Annotated in this window: 17 protein-coding genes; 9 read left to right on the top strand and 8 right to left on the bottom strand. The window is 60.3% G+C overall.

Translation table 11 applies throughout. The features are described 5' to 3' along the window. Positions 1-4: 4 nt before the first annotated feature. The gene (gene bcsA / locus KMAL_RS06475) at positions 5-4471 is read right to left on the bottom strand and encodes a UDP-forming cellulose synthase catalytic subunit (protein WP_110094927.1); all 4467 of its coding nucleotides are present in this window, start codon (positions 4469-4471) and stop codon (positions 5-7) included. A gap of 266 nt (positions 4472-4737) precedes the next feature. On the opposite strand from bcsA, the gene KMAL_RS17780 reads away from it, so the two are divergent. The 3 genes from KMAL_RS17780 (at position 4738) to KMAL_RS06465 (ending at position 5771) form a co-directional block, all read left to right on the top strand. Beyond that, a complete protein-coding gene (locus tag KMAL_RS17780; protein WP_275399312.1) occupies positions 4738-4863 on the top strand; it encodes a hypothetical protein in 126 nt (41 codons plus the stop codon). Positions 4864-4993: 130 nt separating this feature from the next. After that, positions 4994-5386 (top strand): hypothetical protein, encoded by a 393-nt coding sequence (locus KMAL_RS06470; RefSeq protein WP_110094926.1) that lies wholly within the window; start codon positions 4994-4996, stop codon positions 5384-5386. A gap of 40 nt (positions 5387-5426) precedes the next feature. Continuing rightward, positions 5427-5771 (top strand): DUF952 domain-containing protein, encoded by a 345-nt coding sequence (locus KMAL_RS06465; protein ID WP_110094925.1) that lies wholly within the window; start codon positions 5427-5429, stop codon positions 5769-5771. 621 nt (positions 5772-6392) lie between these two features. Here KMAL_RS06465 and KMAL_RS06460 read toward each other — a convergent pair. Beyond that, positions 6393-7150 (bottom strand): IS5 family transposase gene (locus KMAL_RS06460; protein ID WP_110094924.1). Its coding sequence is split into 2 segments (ribosomal slippage): positions 6393-6829 and positions 6829-7150, totalling 759 coding nucleotides; the frame shifts between segments, so codons are not numbered across the junction. Between the two features lie 166 nt (positions 7151-7316). On the opposite strand from KMAL_RS06460, the gene KMAL_RS06455 reads away from it, so the two are divergent. Beyond that, positions 7317-8012 carry a sulfotransferase family 2 domain-containing protein gene (locus KMAL_RS06455; protein WP_110094923.1) on the top strand — a complete coding sequence of 232 codons (696 nt, stop codon included), beginning with the start codon at positions 7317-7319 and terminating at the stop codon, positions 8010-8012. Positions 8013-8092: 80 nt separating this feature from the next. On the opposite strand, the gene KMAL_RS17900 is transcribed toward KMAL_RS06455, so the two are convergent. Beyond that, a complete protein-coding gene (locus KMAL_RS17900; RefSeq protein WP_408887900.1) occupies positions 8093-8233 on the bottom strand; it encodes a hypothetical protein in 141 nt (46 codons plus the stop codon). A 195-nt stretch (positions 8234-8428) separates the two neighbouring features. Beyond that, positions 8429-9862 carry a coniferyl aldehyde dehydrogenase gene (locus KMAL_RS06450; protein ID WP_408887899.1) on the bottom strand — a complete coding sequence of 478 codons (1434 nt, stop codon included), beginning with the start codon at positions 9860-9862 and terminating at the stop codon, positions 8429-8431. 88 nt (positions 9863-9950) lie between these two features. On the opposite strand from KMAL_RS06450, the gene KMAL_RS06445 reads away from it, so the two are divergent. Continuing rightward, on the top strand, positions 9951-10559 hold the full coding sequence (locus KMAL_RS06445) for a TetR/AcrR family transcriptional regulator (RefSeq protein ID WP_110094921.1): 609 nt from the start codon (positions 9951-9953) through the stop codon (positions 10557-10559). A 20-nt stretch (positions 10560-10579) separates the two neighbouring features. Here the strand turns inward: KMAL_RS06445 and KMAL_RS06440 are convergent, their stop codons facing one another. From KMAL_RS06440 to KMAL_RS06425, 4 genes are all read right to left on the bottom strand, one after another. Continuing rightward, positions 10580-12046 (bottom strand): sugar porter family MFS transporter, encoded by a 1467-nt coding sequence (locus KMAL_RS06440; RefSeq protein ID WP_110094920.1) that lies wholly within the window; start codon positions 12044-12046, stop codon positions 10580-10582. Positions 12047-12083: 37 nt separating this feature from the next. Beyond that, positions 12084-12947: a shikimate dehydrogenase family protein gene (locus KMAL_RS06435; protein ID WP_110094919.1), complete on the bottom strand. Its 864-nt coding sequence runs from the start codon at positions 12945-12947 to the stop codon at positions 12084-12086. An 80-nt stretch (positions 12948-13027) separates the two neighbouring features. Continuing rightward, entirely contained in the window at positions 13028-13996 is a 969-nt protein-coding gene (locus KMAL_RS06430; RefSeq protein ID WP_239019983.1) for a LacI family DNA-binding transcriptional regulator, read from the bottom strand. Between the two features lie 167 nt (positions 13997-14163). Then, on the bottom strand, positions 14164-14775 hold the full coding sequence (locus tag KMAL_RS06425; RefSeq protein ID WP_110094917.1) for a hypothetical protein: 612 nt from the start codon (positions 14773-14775) through the stop codon (positions 14164-14166). A gap of 360 nt (positions 14776-15135) precedes the next feature. Between KMAL_RS06425 and KMAL_RS06420 the strand changes: the two genes are divergently transcribed. From KMAL_RS06420 to KMAL_RS06405, 4 genes are all read left to right on the top strand, one after another. Next, positions 15136-15507 carry a hypothetical protein gene (locus tag KMAL_RS06420; RefSeq protein WP_110094916.1) on the top strand — a complete coding sequence of 124 codons (372 nt, stop codon included), beginning with the start codon at positions 15136-15138 and terminating at the stop codon, positions 15505-15507. A gap of 118 nt (positions 15508-15625) precedes the next feature. Continuing rightward, complete coding sequence (locus KMAL_RS06415; RefSeq protein ID WP_110094915.1) at positions 15626-16618, top strand: helix-turn-helix transcriptional regulator; 993 nt, start codon at positions 15626-15628, stop codon at positions 16616-16618. An 89-nt stretch (positions 16619-16707) separates the two neighbouring features. After that, a complete protein-coding gene (locus KMAL_RS06410) occupies positions 16708-17034 on the top strand; it encodes a hypothetical protein (protein WP_110094914.1) in 327 nt (108 codons plus the stop codon). A 99-nt stretch (positions 17035-17133) separates the two neighbouring features. Beyond that, the gene (locus KMAL_RS06405; protein WP_110094913.1) at positions 17134-19188 is read left to right on the top strand and encodes an AAA family ATPase; all 2055 of its coding nucleotides are present in this window, start codon (positions 17134-17136) and stop codon (positions 19186-19188) included. Positions 19189-19282 lie beyond the last annotated feature (94 nt).

Below are 19282 nucleotides of genomic sequence, written 5' to 3'. Positions count from 1 at the left end.
TGTATTACAGGTCGCCCGTCAGGTCATCGTTCAGGATGCGCCGCCTGCTGCGTGCGCCCAGCAGTTTCATGGCGCATGACGTTCCGCACAGTGCGGCCATGACCCCAAGCACGCACAGCAGCAGCGGATGGCCGCCAAGGTACCAGTCCGGCAGCATCCATGCCGGCATGTTCCCCACGGTATAGACCCCCCCGGTGCGGTAATCATCCAGGCGGTCCCCGTGGCGGATCACCATATCCCCCTGGAAACGCGCCATGTGCGCCGGGTCACGCAGGTCATGGACCATGGCCGACAGCGCGGCGGGTGTCGCCCCCAGCACCGCAACCACGGAACGGTGCGCAACGAACGGCGACTGCGCGGCCACCACCGCCCCTTCCGCCAGGTCATAGGACGGCGGGGCAGCGCCCCGGTCCGGGTGCATCACCCGCGCCCCGACACGCTCGAGGAGGGAGCGGTGACGCACATACCCCGCATTGGCAAGGGCCGCCCGCGCGTTGCCCAGTCCGTCCAGCGTGGAGACCACCAGCACATCGCCCGTGATCGACCCGTCAACCGGCATATCGGTGGTGCGGACATCCACGCCCGTCACGGGATAGCTGCTGATGGCCCCGGCAAAGCCCATCAGGTCAAGGAATGTCGCAACGGTCTCCGCCGCCGGGTGCGGCGGCAGCAGCACGGTCGTTTCCGACAGGTCCGCCATGCGGGAGAAGGGAAAGGCCGCGGTCGCGAACATCGTGATATCCGGCAGCACCGCGAAATGGCGCGACTTCGAAAAATCCATCGTCGAGGACGGGTCGAGTTCGACCACATCGGGCGAGGCGATGGCCGCCTGTTCCGTCATGTGCCGGGGCTGGACATCGAAATACAGGCGCAGTTCGTTATGCTGCGACATCTTCCAGACCGGCAGTTCCAGGTCATGTTCCACCGGCGCGCCACGTGCGCGGAACGGGTTGAGCGACCACGGCACCAGCGGGTAGGAATGCAGGTATGTCCCGTTGAGCGTCACGCTGACATGCGATTTCGCACGGTCCAGCACCCCGTCTTCGGGCGCGCGGAGTTGCAGGCGCGCCATGAACGGCCTTGAACGCCATGACCGCAGGTCCGGCGGCAGGGAGATCGGCACCTGGAGCGTCCCGGACATCAGGCCGTGGGTGCGCAGGGATGCGGTCGAGACCAGTTCGCCAAAGGTGACGGGCCGGTCGGTGCGCACCAGTCCGGGGGCATCATAGGGCTGCCGGGCGGGGGGATTGAGGACCGGGGCTAGCGCGTGCGCGCCCACCGCGTCATGTTCGGCCCCAAGGGCAAGCGCCCGGGCCGCGATCCTGACCTCCGCCATGCTGCGCCCGGTCACCACCAGTGTCGTGCCGAACCTGTCATGCGGGTTTGGCACGGCCGCCAGTTCCGGCCCCGCCGGCACGGCCCCCCACGGTCCCGGCAGACCCGGTCCGATGGCCACCGCGTTGCCTTGCGATGGAAGGGTATCCGTCACGTTGAAATGGATGCGGCGGTCACGCGCCTGCAACCCGAACCATGACGCCAGCATCCCCGCGGATGCCAGCATGTCCGGATCGGACAGGCCGGGCATGACGAAGGTCACCACCGGCGCCTGCGCCGCATCAGGGTCGAGCACCGGATAAGGCAGGGCCGACAGCAGGCGGTGCGGCACAAGGCTGACGGTTGTCAGCGTCAGGGTGGATTGTGGTGAAATCGTAATCCGGGTGGCGGGATCCGTGACCTGCGCCACAGTGCCGGTCGGCCCGCGCGCATCCGGCCCGCAGGCCGGTGCGGGATACCCGGACGGCTGGGGGCCACGCATGAACAGGCGGAAATTGATCCTGTTGCGCGTATCAAGGAACATGGTGCTGACCGGCAGGTCCACCGGGCCGAAGCTTCCATCGGCCGCAGGACAGATCACGCCCACATCCTGATTGTTGATGCTGACCGCGACTGCCGCGTGACCTGCCGCGCTTCCCATGCGCGCGGTCCCTGAAACGTCAAGGTGCGCGGCCGTGATGATGACGTCGCGCCCCACCTTCGCGATCAGGCCCTGCAACGGTGCGCCTGCCCGCAGGACCATCTCCTCCCCCGGCCGTATTTCCGCCAGGGTGCGCGTACGTGTGACGGGCTGGCGCGAGACCTCGTCCACATCCGCGACGGTCATGTGCGCATCGTCGATGGCGACGACCGGATTGTCGCGACCCGCCGCGATGTCCGCGCCCTGCGTGGCCTGTGCCGCGCACGCACCCCACGCCCCGCCAGAAAGGACGAACAGCACCGCCAGCATGACCATCGTGCCGACATTGCGCATCGTCACCTTCTGGTCCGGCGGGATGACAAGCTGCCGGGCGGGCAGCTTCTCTTCGGGCGGTGCCTTCTTTTCCGCGGCCTGCGGGACGGGCGTCGCCGCCTCCGCGCGGGGATAGGGGCGGAACAGCGCACAGATGCTGACCACAAGCAGGTAGAGGCTGCGCAGGGGACGGTCCGGCGGGAAATCGGACCACTGCGCCCAGGCATCATCACGGCCGAACACCAGTCCCACGACCTGCCTTTCCGCCGCAATCCCGGGGATGATCCACTGCAGGTGCAACCGCCCCTCGCGCCGGGCGATGACAGTTGCGCGCATCGTGACCGGACCGGTTACAAGCGACCAGCCCAGCGACACCACCTGCCCCACCTCAACCGGCAGTCCGGCGGGCACGTCAAGCTGGCAGCCCCCCATCGAGACATCGACGCTGCGGCATGCGAACACCCCTCCCGCCCCGTCCGCAAGACTGAACGGGAGTGTGGCGGCAACGCGGTGGTTGCGGCGGCGCTGGCGCGTCTCACGTGCGGCGGCCACACCGCCAAGGACGATGATCAGGCTGAACAGCACCCAGATCGAATTGACCGCCATCGCCCGGAAAACCAGCGTTTCATGGTAATGGGCGATCGCCGCCCAGATACCGCTGAACAGGCCGACCACCAGTATGACGGCCATGATCACGCCGGGATAGGAGGCGCGCCAGTCGAAACGCTCCCGGTCCAGCAGGCCGCCCTTGTCCGTGACGTTGAAACTGCCCTTGTGCGGCGCGATCATGGTGACGAACGTCATGCGCACCAGAAATGGCGCAAGCATGGATTCGTAAATTTCGCTCCAGAAGGAGTAACGCCACCGCCCCTGCAGGCGCGACATGGTCATGGTCGTATGGAACAGGTGCGGCAGCGCATAGACCGCAAGTTCGTACGGCGATGCCGCGATCATGGTGACGCCCAGGAACAGGTAGGCCAGCGGGGCCATCAGGAACATGATCCTTGGCATGGCGAAAAAGTAGTTCGTCGCCGCCGCCATGTAACAGATCCGCTGCGTCAGGCGCAGGCCACGCCCAAACAGCGGGTTGTCGAGGCGCAGCATCTGGAACATCCCGCGCGCCCAGCGCACGCGCTGCCCGACCTGCAGGAGAAGGGTTTCCGTCTCCAGCCCGGCGGCAAGCGGTTCACGCAGGTATCCCGTCCCCCACCCCTTGCGCTGCATGCGCAGGGCCGTATGGGCGTCCTCCGTCACGGTTTCGGTGGCGAACCCGTTGATCGAGGTGATGGCCTTGCGCCGCAGCAGGGCGCACGAACCGCAGAAGAACGTCGCATTCCAGAAGTCGTTGCCGTCCTGCAGCAGCCCGTAGAACAGGTTGCTTTCGGGCGGGACCTCCATCCCCCTGCTCATGTTGCGCCGGAAGGGATCGGGGGAATAGAAATGATGCGGCGTCTGCAGCAGTGCCAGGTTGGGGTCCGCGATCATCCACCCGACGGTCTTCTTCAGGAACCCGCGCACGGGCACATGGTCGCAGTCAAAAATGGCGATGATGTCGCCTGTCGTCACGCTGATGGCGTGATTGAGGTTGCCTGCCTTCGCATGCATGTTCTGCGCGCGGTTGATATAGCCCGCCCCCACCTGCATGGCAAAGTCGCGGAATGCAGGCCGCCGCCCGTCATCTAGGATATAGACGTTGAGCTTGTCCGCGGGCCAGTCCAGGGACAGGCAGCCCAGCACCGTGGTGCGGACAATGGAAATATCCTCGTTATAGGTCGGGACGTACACGTCGATGACCGGCCAGGTTGCGGGATCGTCCGGCAGGGGATGGATCTGCCGCCGCAGGGGCCACGCAAGCTGGAAATACGTGAACCCGACACGAATGGTGGTGTAAATTTCGCCAATGGCCAGCGCCAGCACCAGAATGGTCTGCAAGGCACCATCAAGGTCGAGGGTCGAGGTGAACCGCCACACCAGGTAGCGCCCCGACACAACGAGGGAAAGCACCATCAGGAAGCAGCGCGACCAGCGTTCATTATGCCGGCGGACAAGGAAAAACAGGACAGCACCGCCGATCGCCACGAACGCCTGGCGATCAGGGGGCAGGTACGTCAGGCACACCACCGCCATCAGCAGCGCAAACAGCACCCCGGAAACAAAAGGAGACTTCAAGAGACGCCAGATCATGGAATTGGGACTATATCCTGTATTCAATATGCTGTTTCAGGAACAAACCAGAGGTATTCCGGAGGAAAATTCTTACAGGTTTACATTCACGCGGGAACGCATTACCAAATAACAATCAATCATCTCATAATGATTATTCACCAAGAAAGCCTGATATTCATTCAGAACCCTAGAACAGAATATAAATTTTTCAGTAGTATACCACCTTATTTTTCCCATTAGATTGAAAATATATTTCTGTCAATGCTTGCTTTACGGAAACAAGATTGGATTTTCTGTTTGATTTTTTTGCTCATGTGGGACTGCCACCGCATGAAGACTTCATATCCAGCAAGACCGGCCATCCGCCAGCCATGAAAAAAGACTCCCGGGTCGAGATCGAACGCTCGTGACCTCCTGCCGGGACATATATGCCGCGTGCCGATTGAGGCTGAAGCCACAGGCGATGTATGATGACCGCCAACCCCAAAGATCAGGTGGACCTGCACACCCTCCCCTCACCACAAAGGAAAGAACATTCCGATGACTTCGTTTCAAGGTGACACGACAGGCCTGATACGCTTTCCCAGGAAGGCCATTCTTTCCCCTGTGGAGGCTTCGCAATATCTTGGGATAAATAAATATCTTTTATTCGTCATGCGTATATTACGATGTGGTCCGAAGACAATCTCCATCAACAGGGAAACCTTGTACAAGGAGGACGAGCTTGGCGCGTTCCGCCTTTTCCTGATGGAATCCGTGGGGATCTGCGAAAATAACGGACTGTACCGGGAAAAGGATAAAAGAGCGTTCAGGGAGTTTCATGACCCCCTCATTTCCCTGCTGTCCAGAAATGTCATAAAGAGAAAGATGGTCCTGGTCACCCTGTGGAGCATGGTTTTATTTGGGCTGTCGATCAACCTGATCCTGTTTTAAGAAATTACAGCACACGCCAGATTAGATTGGATGGAAATTCATGACGGAACAGACCGTATATAAAATCCTGACGGCACCTGAATATGAATCCCTGATGCGGGAAAACGTGTTCGCCGGCTCCGCGCTCGATCTCGCCGATGGTTTCATACATATGTCCACCGCCGCCCAGGTGACCACCACGGTCGACCTGTATTTCAAGGGACAATCCGGCCTGATGCTTGCCGCAATCGACCGGAAGAGCCTTGGGGATGCCCTGCGGTGGGAGCCTTCGCGCGCGGGTCAGTTGTTTCCGCATCTTTATGGAAGCCTGTCCCCCAAAGCCATCATGAGGATTGACCCCGTGACGCGGAACCCGGACGGGACCGTCAGGATCATGGGTGACTGAACAGTCCGATGCTTTCCTGCGCATAATATTCAGGAAAACAAAACCATTTTCCATGTATATCAATACATTCAACCATGCTAAAATCTGAGGAACAATAGATAACACGCAGGGCACGTTATGTTAAAGACAGCACTCAGATTTACATCAAATATTTTATTTTTCGCGATATTATTTTCTGTTTTTGGTATTTTTATTTACAAATATGCCAGCACATACAGTGCATCTGAAATCGGGACAGGGAAAATACATTGCGACCTGAATGAAAGCCTACGGACATGCTATTTTAACCCGATAGACATGTCCCGATCATCGGAAGGTATGAGAACCAGCATTTCCTATAAGATAAATTACAATGACATAGACGATGACAGCAAGAAATACATAGGAAGCAACTGCTCCAATGCAAACCGCGCTTCTGACGGGCTCTGCACGTTTACCGTATTCGGCAATCTGGATGCGCAAAAACACGAAATAAAGTCAGCAAAAATCAAAATGCCTGACTGACCGCCTCCCCCATTATCGCTGAATGATTTTCCATCCCGGCCTCCAATATGTCAGGATGGAAAAAACGCCTGCAATTCCGGGATCAGGACATGCCCCATGGTCCATTAGGCTCAGGACTCATAGCCAGAAGATGACGGTTGCGGCGAGGCAGATGGCGGAGAAGAAGACGGTGGGGCATCTGTCATAGCGGGTTGCGACCCGCCGCCAGTCCTTGAGCCTTCCGAACATAATCTCGATGCGGTTGCGTCTTTTGTATTTTCGCTTGTCGTATTTGACTGGCTTTCCGCGGGATCTCCGTCCCGGAATGCAGGGCCTGATCCCTTTTTCCTCCAAGGCATCCCGGAACCAGTCAGCATCATAACCCCGGTCCGCCAGCATCCACTGTGCCATAGGAAGGCTGTCCAGCAGAGCAGCGGCACCGGTGTAATCACTGACCTGTTCCGCCGTCATGAAGAAGCTCAGCGGTCGTCCGTTCTGATCCGTGACCGCATGCAGCTTCGTATTCATGCCACCTTTTGTCCGTCCGATCAGACGCCCTGGATCCCCTTTTTTAGCCGCAGGCTTGAAGCCGTGCGATGTGCTTTGAGATAGGTCGCATCAATCATAATGGTCTGAGGCTCTGCTTTTTCGGCAGACAGGCCATCCATCATCCGCATGAAAATGCCCATGTCGCCCCAACGTTTCCAACGGTTGTAGAGCATCTTGTGTGGGCCGTATTCCCGGGGCGCATCCCGCCAGCGCAGACCATTGCGGTTCACGAAAATGATGCCACTCAGCACGCGGCGGTCATCAACACGAGGTTTGCCGTGGCTCTTGGGAAAAAACGGTCGCAGGCGCTCCATCTGATCGTCCGTCAGCCAAAACAGGTCGCTCATCTTCAGTCTCCTTGCAGAGCCTGAATCAAAATTCCCTACAAAAATCAATGGGTCCTGAGCCTAGGGGCCATGTCCAACCTGTTGCCATTCGTTACACAATGTTATCTTTTTTTCTTCATAATTGCCCGGCATCCTCCGGATCCAGTTTGATGGGAATAGAGATTGCATGCAAACCCTTCTGCAGCCTGTCGTTGGTGTCAAAATGTCCAGTGACCTGCATGAACGTCTTGCGGAACTGCATATCCCTTATCCCCCCGGTCCCAAGCGCAGGAAACGTCTGAAAAGGATCCGCCAATGCGGGTTGCTGTTCATCCATATCCCCAAGAATGCAGGAACATCCATTTCCCGTATGCTTTACGATATGGAAATCGGGCATGAAACCATTCGTTACTTTCACAATCGCATGTCGAATGTCCATAAATACCCGTCCTTTGCCATCCTGCGTGATCCGTTACAGCGTTTCCTGTCTGCTTATCGATATGCACGGATGGGCGGAAGCAGCGACAGGCGCGTGACTGCGGGCTTCCGGCGGCAATACATGAATTTCCGCTGCATTGACGATGCCCTTGACCATATTGATGCGGCGCGCCGTCCCTATGACATCGACCATATTTTCCGGCAACAGAAATGGTATCTTACCGACAGGAACGGCAGGATCGCGGTCGATCACCTATTCATGATGGAAGACATGGACAGCATAAGGAGATTCATGAAGGCATATACCCCGAACCGCATCCCCCACGCCAACAGGACACAAGACGACCTGCCGCCCCTGAATGCAGACCAGCTCTATCGTATCCGTAAGATTTACGAGGAGGATTACAGGCTGATATCCCAGATCAGAACCCTTCAGGGCAAATGACCTTTTCAGGCTGTCTCCTCAGGTCGGGCATTTGCCGTCCTCATCACATGCGAATACGTCCTCGATATCTTCTGGACATATCACGCCTGCTCATCCAGTCTGACCCGGAAGGCATGTGCTTCCCTTATGGGTTCAGAAAAATTACGAACTATTCTTGAATTTCCAAAACTGTGGTCCCTGCCGTCATGAAGGCCGGCCACGCACGAACGGAATTTTTCCAACGCACCCCGTTCCGGGAGTATTGCTCCTTTTTAAACAGCTTCCGGAAAATAGAGCACATTTTATCAAACGTCATAATCTTCAAATGTGGCATATCTTGTAAATCTTGACCTCAGTCCGGGGTTTGACCGAAGGAAACTGCCCATCGGCGCGGCATGACAGGCACAGCCGTGCAGGTGCGCACCGTGTGGAACTTTTCATCTCAGGATGAAATTCGTTATGAGATCAGTAATCTTTCCAAATGGTGGCCGAAGGATATCCGCCGCATTGAAGCGTCCCTGCCGGTAAACGCCACGCGCATGGGTCAGTTGAATGAAGCCTTCTTTCCCGTGGTATGCCCCAATCCCGCTCTCCCCCACGCCGCCGAATGGCAGGTCGTCCTGCGCGTAATGCAGCAATGTCCCGTTGAGCATGACATTCCCCGAAAGCGTACGCTGCAGCAGCCTGTCCCGCCCGGCGCGCCTGTCCCCGAAGTAATACAGAGCCAGCGGGCGGGGACGCGCGTTGATGAAGGCGATGGCATCATCAAGCGTCCGGTATCGCAGCACCGGCAGGACAGGACCGAAGATTTCCTCCTGCATGACGGCCATCGCAGGCGTAACGTCCAGGATAAGGACAGGCGCAAGGACATGGCTGTCTGCGGAATCACGTCCCAGATGCACGACATGCGCGCCCTGTGCCCCGGCATCGCAGATCAGGTGGTCCAGTCGCGCGTAGTGATGCGCGTTGAGGATGGCCGTATAATCGGGGGAGCCCACATATTCACCCGGATGCTGCTTCCTGACGGCCTCCTGATACGCCGTGACAAAAGCCTGCTGGTCCGCCTCGTGAACCAGCACGTAGTCGGGCGCGATACAGGTCTGTCCCGCATTGGTCAGCTTGCCGAACGCCACACGCTGCGCCACCCGGTCCATGGGAAAACCGGGTTCGATGACCACGGGGGATTTGCCACCGAGTTCGAGTGTCACCGGGGTCAGGTTGGCGGCAGCAGCGGCCGCCACCTTCTTTCCGACCGCCGTACTGCCGGTAAACAGGATATGGTCAAATGGCAGGGCTGAAAACGCCGCCCCCATTTCCGCATCACCCGTAACCACACAGACCTGCTCTGGCGGGAAGGCCGCCTGTATGATCTGCCCGATCACCACCGATGTCGCCGGTGTCAGTTCCGACGGCTTGATCATGGCGCGATTGCCTGCGGCGATGGCCGTGGCCAGGGGCACCAGCGCGAGGGAGAGCGGGTAATTCCAGGGCGCGATAATCCCCACCACACCAACCGGCTGACGGATCACCCATGCGCCACCACTCTGGAAATAGGCCGAAACGTGGCGACGTTCCGGTTTCATCCAGCCCCCCAGATGCCGAATGAGGTAATTGATCGACTGCACCAGCGGGATCAGTTCCACAATGGCGCTTTCACGTTCCGACCGCTGGCCGAAATCCGCCTTCAGGGCCGCCATGATTCCAGCGCGCCGCTTCAGGACTTCTGCCTTCAGGCGGCGCAGGTCGGCCCGGCGCCGCCCCGCGCCGGGTGGTCCGGCATGCACGAACGCGGCACGCTGGCGCTCAAGGATACGCGACAGGTCGACTGGCGTGACAGGCGCATGAACCGTGTCTGACATTGCCCCCTCCATGTTTACAGGAGAAACTTGTGCAGGCAGGATATGGAGGATGAAGATCCCGTGTCAACGAAAGTTTCTTCTGTAAACATAGGCATCACGAATGAGTGAAACAAAGGACCGCCCCTATCATCATGGTGACCTGCGCCGCGCCCTGATCGACACGGCCCTTGCCATGCTCGCCACGGACCAGAACTGGGCCTTTACGCTGCGTGAAGTCGCACGGCGCACCGGGGTCAGCCATGCCGCCCCTTACAAGCATTTCCATGACCGTGAGGCATTGCTGCGGGAACTGGCCCGGATCGGCTATGTCCGGCTTGGGCAGGCCATGACGGCGGCGATGTCATCCGATGATCTGTGCATGCGCGCGAAATTCGTGGCCGGGGCCAATGCCTGCATTGCGTTTGCGTGCGACCATTCCGGCCTTTATCGCCTGATGTTCAGTGGCGATGCCGACAAGACGGCAGACCCGGCCCTGCATGACGCGGCGATGGAGACGTTCGGGATCCTCCTGCGCTTTCTGGAAGAAGGCCGGCGCGATGGCAGTTTCCGGCCGGTTGCCGTAAACGCACTGGCGGCGGCATGCTGGGCGCAGGTGCACGGCCTCGCCATGCTGGCCATCAATGGCCAGCTCCTTGAAGAAAAAGTCGGCGCCGAACCGGTGCGCGCGGCGCTCGACGTGCTGCTCGACGGAATGTGCCGCAAGGCATGAGCGGAAAGGGCCGTGCGGCTTCAGCGGATGGTCCTGTAAAAATTCCCGCGCTTCAATGCGGTTTCAATTTCTTCAAGGGTGGTGCCGGCAGTTTCGGGCACGTATTTCCATACGAATGCAAACGCCGCAAGATTGATGACACCGAACAGCCAGAACGTCCCCGTCGTGCCAAGCGCCTCAACAAGGGAGAGCGTGACGAGCGAGACAAGCGTATCGGACACCCAGACCGTGGCACTTGCCAGTCCCATCGCCTTGCTACGGATGAAAAGGGGAAAGACCTCGGCGGCGATCAACCAGACCGCCACCGACAGCGATCCGAAATTGAAGAAGATGTAGCCCAGCAGCGACAGGACCATAAGATACAGGCGCACGCCCACCAATGGCGCGGAACTGAGGAAGACCGCCCCCAGCACGAACAGCGACAGGGCCGCGACCGGCAGCATCCATAACATCATGCGCCGGCGCCCGACCCGGTCGATCAGGGCAATGCCCATCGCGGTTGTAATCGTGGAGGTCACGCCAACCGACACGGATGTCAGCAACGCCGCCGAATGGCCAAGCCCGGCCTGCGACAGGATGATGGGCGCGTAATAGACAATGACATTGGGGCCGGACAGTTGCGAAAACGCAGCAACCCCCAGCGCTGCGATCAGGGCGGGACGGACCCAGCGTGTGCGAAGACCCGCACCCCCTGCCCCTGCGGCTTCGCCCGCGTCAGCCTGCAGCACGTCATCCAGTTCCTGACGGACGATGTCCCTGTGTCCGCGCAGTTTATACAGGATCGAGACGGCACGCTGTTCATGATCATGATGCAGCAGCCAACGCGGGCTTTCAGGCAGGAAAATCATGCCAAGGCCGAGCAGGATGGCCGGGACGGCACCCAGCATGAACATCGCCCGCCATGACTCCGCGCTGCCGGACAGTTCGTACCCCACGAAGAAAGCCAGCAGCAGTCCCAGTGAAAAGACAAGCTGGAACAGCGAAACCAGCCCCCCGCGTCGGGATGCCGGGGCCAGTTCGGCCACATAGACCGGGACGATCTGCGTGGTCGCACCGATTGCCGCCCCCAGCCACAACCGCGCGACAATCAGGGTCCCGACATCTGGCGCCAGCCCGCACCCCAGCGAGGCGATGATGAAAATGCCCGCAGCCACCATGATGGCGGGCCGTCGCCCCCACCGGTCCGACACTGGGCCACTCAGCAGGGCACCAAAAATCGCCCCGATATTCAGGGCCGCCGCCACCCATTCCTGCCCGGCGGTTGACAGCGAGAATGTCTGCGTCACGAAAATCAGGGCGGATGCGATGATGCCGGTGTCATATCCAAACAGCAGTCCGCCCACTGCGGCAACCGTGGCGGCAATCGACACGTAGCGGCGCGCGGACACGGTCTGGTCACCACGATGCACCATGCCCGCCAGGGCTGCCAGCGCGTGTTGATGCACCTGGTTGCAGGATATGTCCTGAATGTCCGGGATGGAGGTCATGCCGGCGGGCTCCTTTTCCCTGTGGCGGGGGCGCGGGTCAACCCGCGTCGGACGCGCCGAAAATATCGCGCAGGGCCTGCTTCATCACACCGGCATCAAGTGTCTTGCCAAGCCACAACTCCACACCGATCACGCCCTGGTTGACCAGCATGCCCAGACCATCAAGCGGCGTGCAGCCACGCGCATGCGCTTCGCGCAGGAAGCGGGTCATCGGGGGATTGGGAATGACATCCGCGACAACCTGTCCACTTGCCAGCGTGTCCAGATCGACATCCGGCATGGCCTGTGCATCGCCCAGGCCAACCGATGTGGCATTGATGACGATATCGGTCCCCGCGGGAATGCGGGCCTTCCCCGCCCATGCCCCGGCGGTGGCGTCACAACCGGTATTGTCGCGCACCAGCGCCGCGATGGTCGCGGCCTTTTCAGGATCGCGGTTGACCACGGTGATGTGGCCAGCCCCCGCCAGCCCGAGCTCAACGGCAATGGCTCGCGCCGCGCCACCGGCCCCCAGCAGGAAAACATGTCTACCCGCAGGATCGCTTACGTCACGCAACGAGGCCAGAAAGCCCTTGCCGTCGGTATTATCCCCCACCAGCCTGCCATCGCGAATGGAAACACAGTTCACGGCGCCAATGATCCGCGCGGCCTGCGCCAGTTCATCAAGATGCGCGATCACGGCCACCTTGTGCGGGAGCGAGCAGTTGAACCCCACCCACTCCATCGCCACGGCACCTTTCACGGCATCCGCCAGATGGGCGGCCGTGACATCGCAGTTGATGTAGCGCGCATCGATCCCGGCATGCCGGTAGGCTGCCTCGATCATCACGACGGTCGGGTTGTCGGCACAGGGGGTGGAAAAGGATCCGGTGAGAATACTACGGAAATTCTGTGTGCTCATGAGGCGATCCTGACGGGCGGAAAATTGCATAGCTATGCAAAACAACACGCTTTGCCCGCCCGAAGGCAAGCCCTAATCTCCTATCGGGCGGCGCGCGTGCTGCCGCGTTCGATCAACTGCGCGTCAACAATACATGTCCGTGACACGGGGCCGTCCTGTGTCCCAAGGGCCTCGTCCAGCAACTGCATGGCGCGGGCTACCATCTGGTCGGTCTGCTGGTCAAAGGATGTCAGGTCGTAACTGCGCCATGCCGCCTGCGGAATGTTGTCATATCCCATGATGGCCACGTCATGCGGACAGTGCAGGCCCATGCACTCACGCAGCGCATCGATCGCACCACAGGCCATCATGTCATTGCTGGAAAAAATGGCGTCGGGCCGGATGCCCTGCTTTTGCAGGCGGGCAATCGCGTCATATCCGCTGTCATAGGTATCATTCCCCTGCACCCGGACCAGTCGGGCGGAAGGGATGCCGGTATCGCGCACCCCCTGGCAAAATCCCCTTCCCCGTGCGCGCGACGCCGAATTCCGGGAAGGACCGGCCAGCCAGAGCGGCCGCTGCATCCCATGCCGTCCCAGAAGACGCGCCGCGACAAGGCCCGCCCCGTGATTGTTCGAATTCACGGTCGAGATCCATGGCCCCACATGTGAGGAATTGAAGCAGACAACCGGGAGGCGAAGCTGGGAAAGCGCCTGCACTACGGCTTTCGACCCGATGGCCAGCGACGTGACGATGGCATCGATCCGGTAACTGACCAACCGGTCGAGCGCACTGTCAAGGGTCAGAGCATCATCGACATGCATGAGCAGCACCTGCAGGCCACTTTCCCGCAGGGCGGTCGCCAGGCGTTCCAGCGCCGTGGCATAGAACGGGTTTTCCAGCCCACCGATCACCACCCCCACCATGAAGGAGCGTCCCGACAGCATGATGGCCGGGATACGGTTGGGCCGGTAGCCAAGGCTGGCCGCCGCAGCCAGGACCTTCTGCTTTGTCCGTGCAGAGATGCTCGACCCCGGCGAAAATGCCCGCGACACCGCCGACTGGGACACTCCCGCCGCCCGGGCGACATCAATGGATGTAACGGCACGAATGATTGCGTTCTCCCACGTGGCATGCTTCGCACGAAGTCTAACCGCTACAGTGCAATCATGCCATGCGGCAATATCGCACATTCATGAAGGATGTCGCTTTTGCGGTGAGGAGCAGATATCAATACTTACTGTATGACATTAATATATCCCGTAACATGGCCTTTTGATTCCTCGCAATCTTCCTGATGCTTCATGTCAGTGGGAAAAGACTTCCACTCCACTTCCGCCATGGAAGGGAAGCCCGCTGCATCCATAGGGACAAAAAACATTTCCATATGCCCCGTGGAATTAAACGATTTCAGGAATGCGAGGGCCGCATCGGCGGGAAGGCTGAACCTGAAAATATTCCGCCTGCTCTCCGACCTTGTCATGGAGCCTTTGTAGTATTTCCCATCGTACATGAACTTCACTTCAAAATTACGATTCCTGTCCGCGCCTGTGACATCTGACGATGTCAGGACAAACTCCGCGTTCTTCCCATCTGTTGCGATGCTGACGGTATTGTTTGCCCCCTCCTTCATGCTGCTGCGGGTGATGCAGAGAAAATTCTCCCCATCGCTACCAGCGATCTCCGTAGAACCATCAGCAAACTGATAAGCCTTCATCACCGGATCGGCATAGGTTTTCTGTATGGGCAGCGCCATGCCGACACACATGCAGATTCCGGCGATATGAACATGTCTGGGGAAATACCTGAAAATCCGTGCGCCATCCATATTGCCAAACCCTTGAGTCATTTAAATACGCCCATCCTTTACTATGGATATATTGAGCAGGCAGCACATCACCATAATCCGCACGATCTGCCAGAAACGGCATTGGCAGCTCCCCATTCATATCCATGCGTTCGCATGGGGGCATGAGACCCTTTCTCCTGCAACACAGGATGGAAAAAAGCCTTGAACGCGCCCCTGCCCGTCCACCGGTTTACCAATCACAACAAAATACGACATGACCTGTCCAGTTACGACCGTTCCTGACGTAGCCGGTATCCATAACCTTCATGCACATACCGGACACCCATGATTTCGCAAAAGGCATCCTTTCCCATGCATGATCTTGCAGCACATCTCGAAAAAAGAGTCGCGTTCAGGTCCATGAGCCACAATTACGCTCCTTCCACGCTGCGGAACCTTTACGGGCTTATCGAATATTACCGCAACCTGTCGCTGGACTGGTGGTTCATCAACCTTGAACAGGGCCTGCAACTGCGCTGCGGCCGCCGGGAGCTTGACGAAGAAAAGGGCCATCCGTTCCTGTTCGCCACGTTCCTCAAGCGCGACATCGTGCTCAGGCGCACGATCTGCAACGACTATCTTGGCGCGCCCTTCTGCCCGGATGACCAGCTGCTCGGGCCAGATACCCTTGATGGCATCCGCAGGCGCAACCAGTCCCATACGGGCCTGCCCGATATCCTGCTGCCGCGCACGTCGCGTCCCGGCTACCTGCCTGACGCCTACCGGAAATAAGCCGCGCGGCACGCCATCATGAAAAATGGCGATGGGGCATTATACGCCGTGACGGGTTGGCGTGCCGCAGGCTTCTGTTATGACAGAATTGGTCATAACAGGAGCGAAGCGACCGGCGATGCGCTATGGGAAATTTGATGACCTTCTGAAGCTGGCCCGCAAACTCGCGGGCAGCGCCGAAGGCATGACCCTGGATGAAATGGCGGCCGAAATGGGGACGACGCGCCGCACGGTGGATCGCATGCGCGCCGTGCTCGAGCAGATGTTCCCCCAGTGGGAGACGGTCTCGGACGGCCACAGGAAACGCTTCCGCATTCCCGGCGGGCTTGACGGTTTTCTCCAGATGCCAAGTGTCGACGAACTGGCGGAACTGCGTGTCGCCATCGCCACGCTGAAGACAAAGGGGGATACCACGCGCGCGGGCCTTCTCGGCACGCTGTATGACAAGGTCCATGCGGCACTGCGCCCTGCCGCGCGGCTGCGCATGGCGCCTGACCTAGACGCGCTGCTGACAAGCGAAAGCCAGGCCATGCAGGCTGGCCTGCGCCCGCTGGACGATCCGACGATCCTTGAAACCATCCGCACGGCGCTCAAGGCGGGATGCGCGGTGACGTTCCTGTACAAGACCGGGTCGAACCGCCTGCGTCAGGTCACCCCGTGGGGGCTGCTCTATGGGCCGGCGGCCTATTATCTTGTCGCCCCCGGGGAGGGCAAGACGGAACCCGCGTTATGGCGGCTGGACCGCATGCATGACATAAAGCTGTCGGATGCCCCCGCCACGCCGCCGCCTGCCCAGTGGGACCTCGAGGCCTTCGCCGCGCGGTCATTCGGGATCTACCAGGACACGCCACATGATGTGATCCTGCGCTTCACGCCCGAGGCGGCGGAGGACGCAGCACTGCGCCATTTCCACCCGACGCAGGAACTCGAACGCCTGCCCGACGGCTCGCTGATCGTGCGCTACCATGCCGGGGGCCTGCAGGAACAGGCCTTCTACCTGTTCACCTGGGGCACGGCGGTGGAAATCCTCGCCCCCGTCGAACTGCGTACGGAATTATGCAGGCTGCTGCGCAAGGCGCTGGAGCATCATGAACATACCCCCGGACCCTGAGAAAGTTTTTTGCCCGCCCTGTCCCACCAACGACCATTTCTGACATAGCGCGCGGTTATCCCTGCTGCAGATGCACAGAGGAGACCGCAATGGCCTGTACCGTCAGCAAGAAGCATAGCCGCGATACTCTGAAGACCTACGCCTACGCCATGGGGGCAATGACGAAACATGCCACCAGGCGCAGCCAGCAGCGCGCCATCCGGCCCGTGGTCCTCGCCCTGCTTCTGGAGCATGGGGTGCGCAAGCCTGCCGGCGGCGGGAGCGAGATGATCTATCTTCCGCGCCGCCGCCATGCGGAACTGCTGGCGGAAGGCATATGCACCGACGATGACCGGTTGAAGGGCATCTATGCCATCATCAGCGCCGATGACCAGATCGTCACGGTCGGCCACCGCACCCGCCGCCTGTGGCGCTAGTGCGGGCATCGCGCATATTTCCAGATATTCATTCTTCCGGGGCCTTACATCATGGCAAATTACATCAAGAACGCCCGCACGCGCAGGAAGCTTTTGAGAATGTCTCCCAATGAAGCGTCAAATACCATTGCAGGCAACAATGCGGGTTTCCTGCTGAGCATACTGGTCCACCTTCATTCCGGCCTTGAGCGCCATGAACATGATGCCGCAATCATGGTTGAATATGTGGTCCAGAACCGCAGGCCGCTTGGCCTGCCCGAACAGGTCCTGCCCGCCCCCAGCCGCCAGGATGGCGAAAAGCCCCTGACGGCGCATGAATGGAAACGGATGGGCGCGGAACTCGACAGGCGCCGGGCGCAGACGGCCACCGACACCTGCCACATCCGGGGATGGCTTGCGCCCCTGCAGGAAATCCTGGGACTGAACGATACGGAAACCTTCATCCTGGGCATCATCTTCCTGTACATGACGAACCCTGTGTTCGAACAGTTCTGGGATGCCCTGACACGCAATCACGGGCGCAACATGGCGCTGTGCGATGACATACCGCTGTTCCAGTTGCTCAGCGGCGCCCCTGAATCCGCCATTGCCCAGGCGCTCGGCCCGGAGGGGCGACTGCGTACGTCAGGGATCATCGCCCTGGATGACGACGGCGATATCAGTCTCCTCCCCCGGCTTGCCAGCCTGATCGCACGCCGCACATCACCGACACATGATGTCCGCAGCCTGCTGGTCGCCTCCCCGCGCGAAGCCACGCTGCAATGGGACGCGTTCACGCATATCGGCGAACTGGGCGACATCGCGCGCCAGATCCTGCGCGCCGCCGTGGCGGAACGTGAAAAGGGCGTGCATATCCTGCTGTACGGGCCGCCGGGCACGGGCAAGACCGAATTCGCGGCAACCCTTGCCGCCACGATCGGCGCAAAGCTCTACCCGGTGGGCGAAGTCAACGCCAGCGGCGATGAGCCGTCGCGCATGGAACGCCTGGCGGACCTGCGCTGCAACCTGCGCCTGCTTGAGGACACCACGTCCGTCCTGATGTTCGACGAGGCGGAGGACCTGTTCACCTCCCCCCTCTCGATGGAGCGCAAGAGCCGCAGCCGGGTCTATTTCCATCGCCTGCTGGAACATGCCGAAACGCCGGTCATCTGGATCGCCAATGACCTACCCACGCTTGGCCCCGCCGTCGCGCGGCGCATGGCGCTGTGCATAGAGATGCGTGCCCCCGACATAACGGCCCGCACCCGGCTGTGGCAGGAAATGGCCGAGGCGGAACATGTAACCCTGAGCGGGGAAGACGCAGTCACCCTGGCGCACGCCATTCCCGCCGCGCCCGGTATTTTTCGCAATGCCCTGCGGTCCACCCGCCTTGCGCGCGGCAATTCGGATACAGCCAGCACGATCGCCATGAGCATCGCGCGCGCAACAAATGGTGGTCTGATGCCGCAGGCAAGCCAGCCCCTGCCTGCGGATTACGACCCGGCACTGGTCAATGCCGACTGCGACCTGGTCCAGCTTGCGCGGCAGTTCGCGGCACCTGACTGCCCGCGTGCCATTTCACTGCTGCTGTCCGGGCCGCCGGGATCGGGCAAGAGCGCGTGGGCGCGCCATGTGGCCGACCTCATGAACCTGCCCGTGCTGCAGAAACGAGCCTCCGACCTGCTGGGGCAGTATGTGGGGCAGACCGAACGCCAGATCGCCGCCGCCTTTGCCGAGGCGCGCGATACCGGGGCCTTCCTGATTTTCGACGAGGTCGACAGCCTGCTGGGCAATCGCGGCAACGCCGAACGCGCATGGGAGGTCAGCCAGGTCAACGAGATGCTGACATGGATGGAACAGCATCCCCTGCCCTTTGCCTGCACCACGAACCTTGCCACCCGGCTTGACCCCGCAAGCATGCGCCGTTTCCTGTTCAAGGCCCGTTTCGATTACCTGACGCCCCGGCAGAGGGAGGCGGCTTTCACGCGCTTTTTCCGCCACGCCGCCCCGACCGGGCTGCGCCATGTCGGGCCATTGACCCCATCGGATTTCGCCCTTGTGCGCCGGCGCGCGCGTTTCATGCCGCAACCCGTCTCCCACCACCGCCTGCTGGCCCTGCTGGACGAAGAGACCCGTGGCCGTGAAAAAGGCCGGGTGATCGGGTTCTGTGCATGAACGCCGGCTGAACACCGCACGATGTCCCATCCGGCCTGCACGGCCGGGTGGGCGCGACAGGCCCGGCACGATCCGTATCCATGCCGGGCCTGCC

It is taken from the genome of Novacetimonas maltaceti, from assembly GCF_002906255.1.
Lineage (GTDB): Bacteria > Pseudomonadota > Alphaproteobacteria > Acetobacterales > Acetobacteraceae > Novacetimonas > Novacetimonas maltaceti.
Note: the sequence above shows the minus strand (reverse complement) of the source record. Positions and strands in the feature narration are given on the sequence as shown.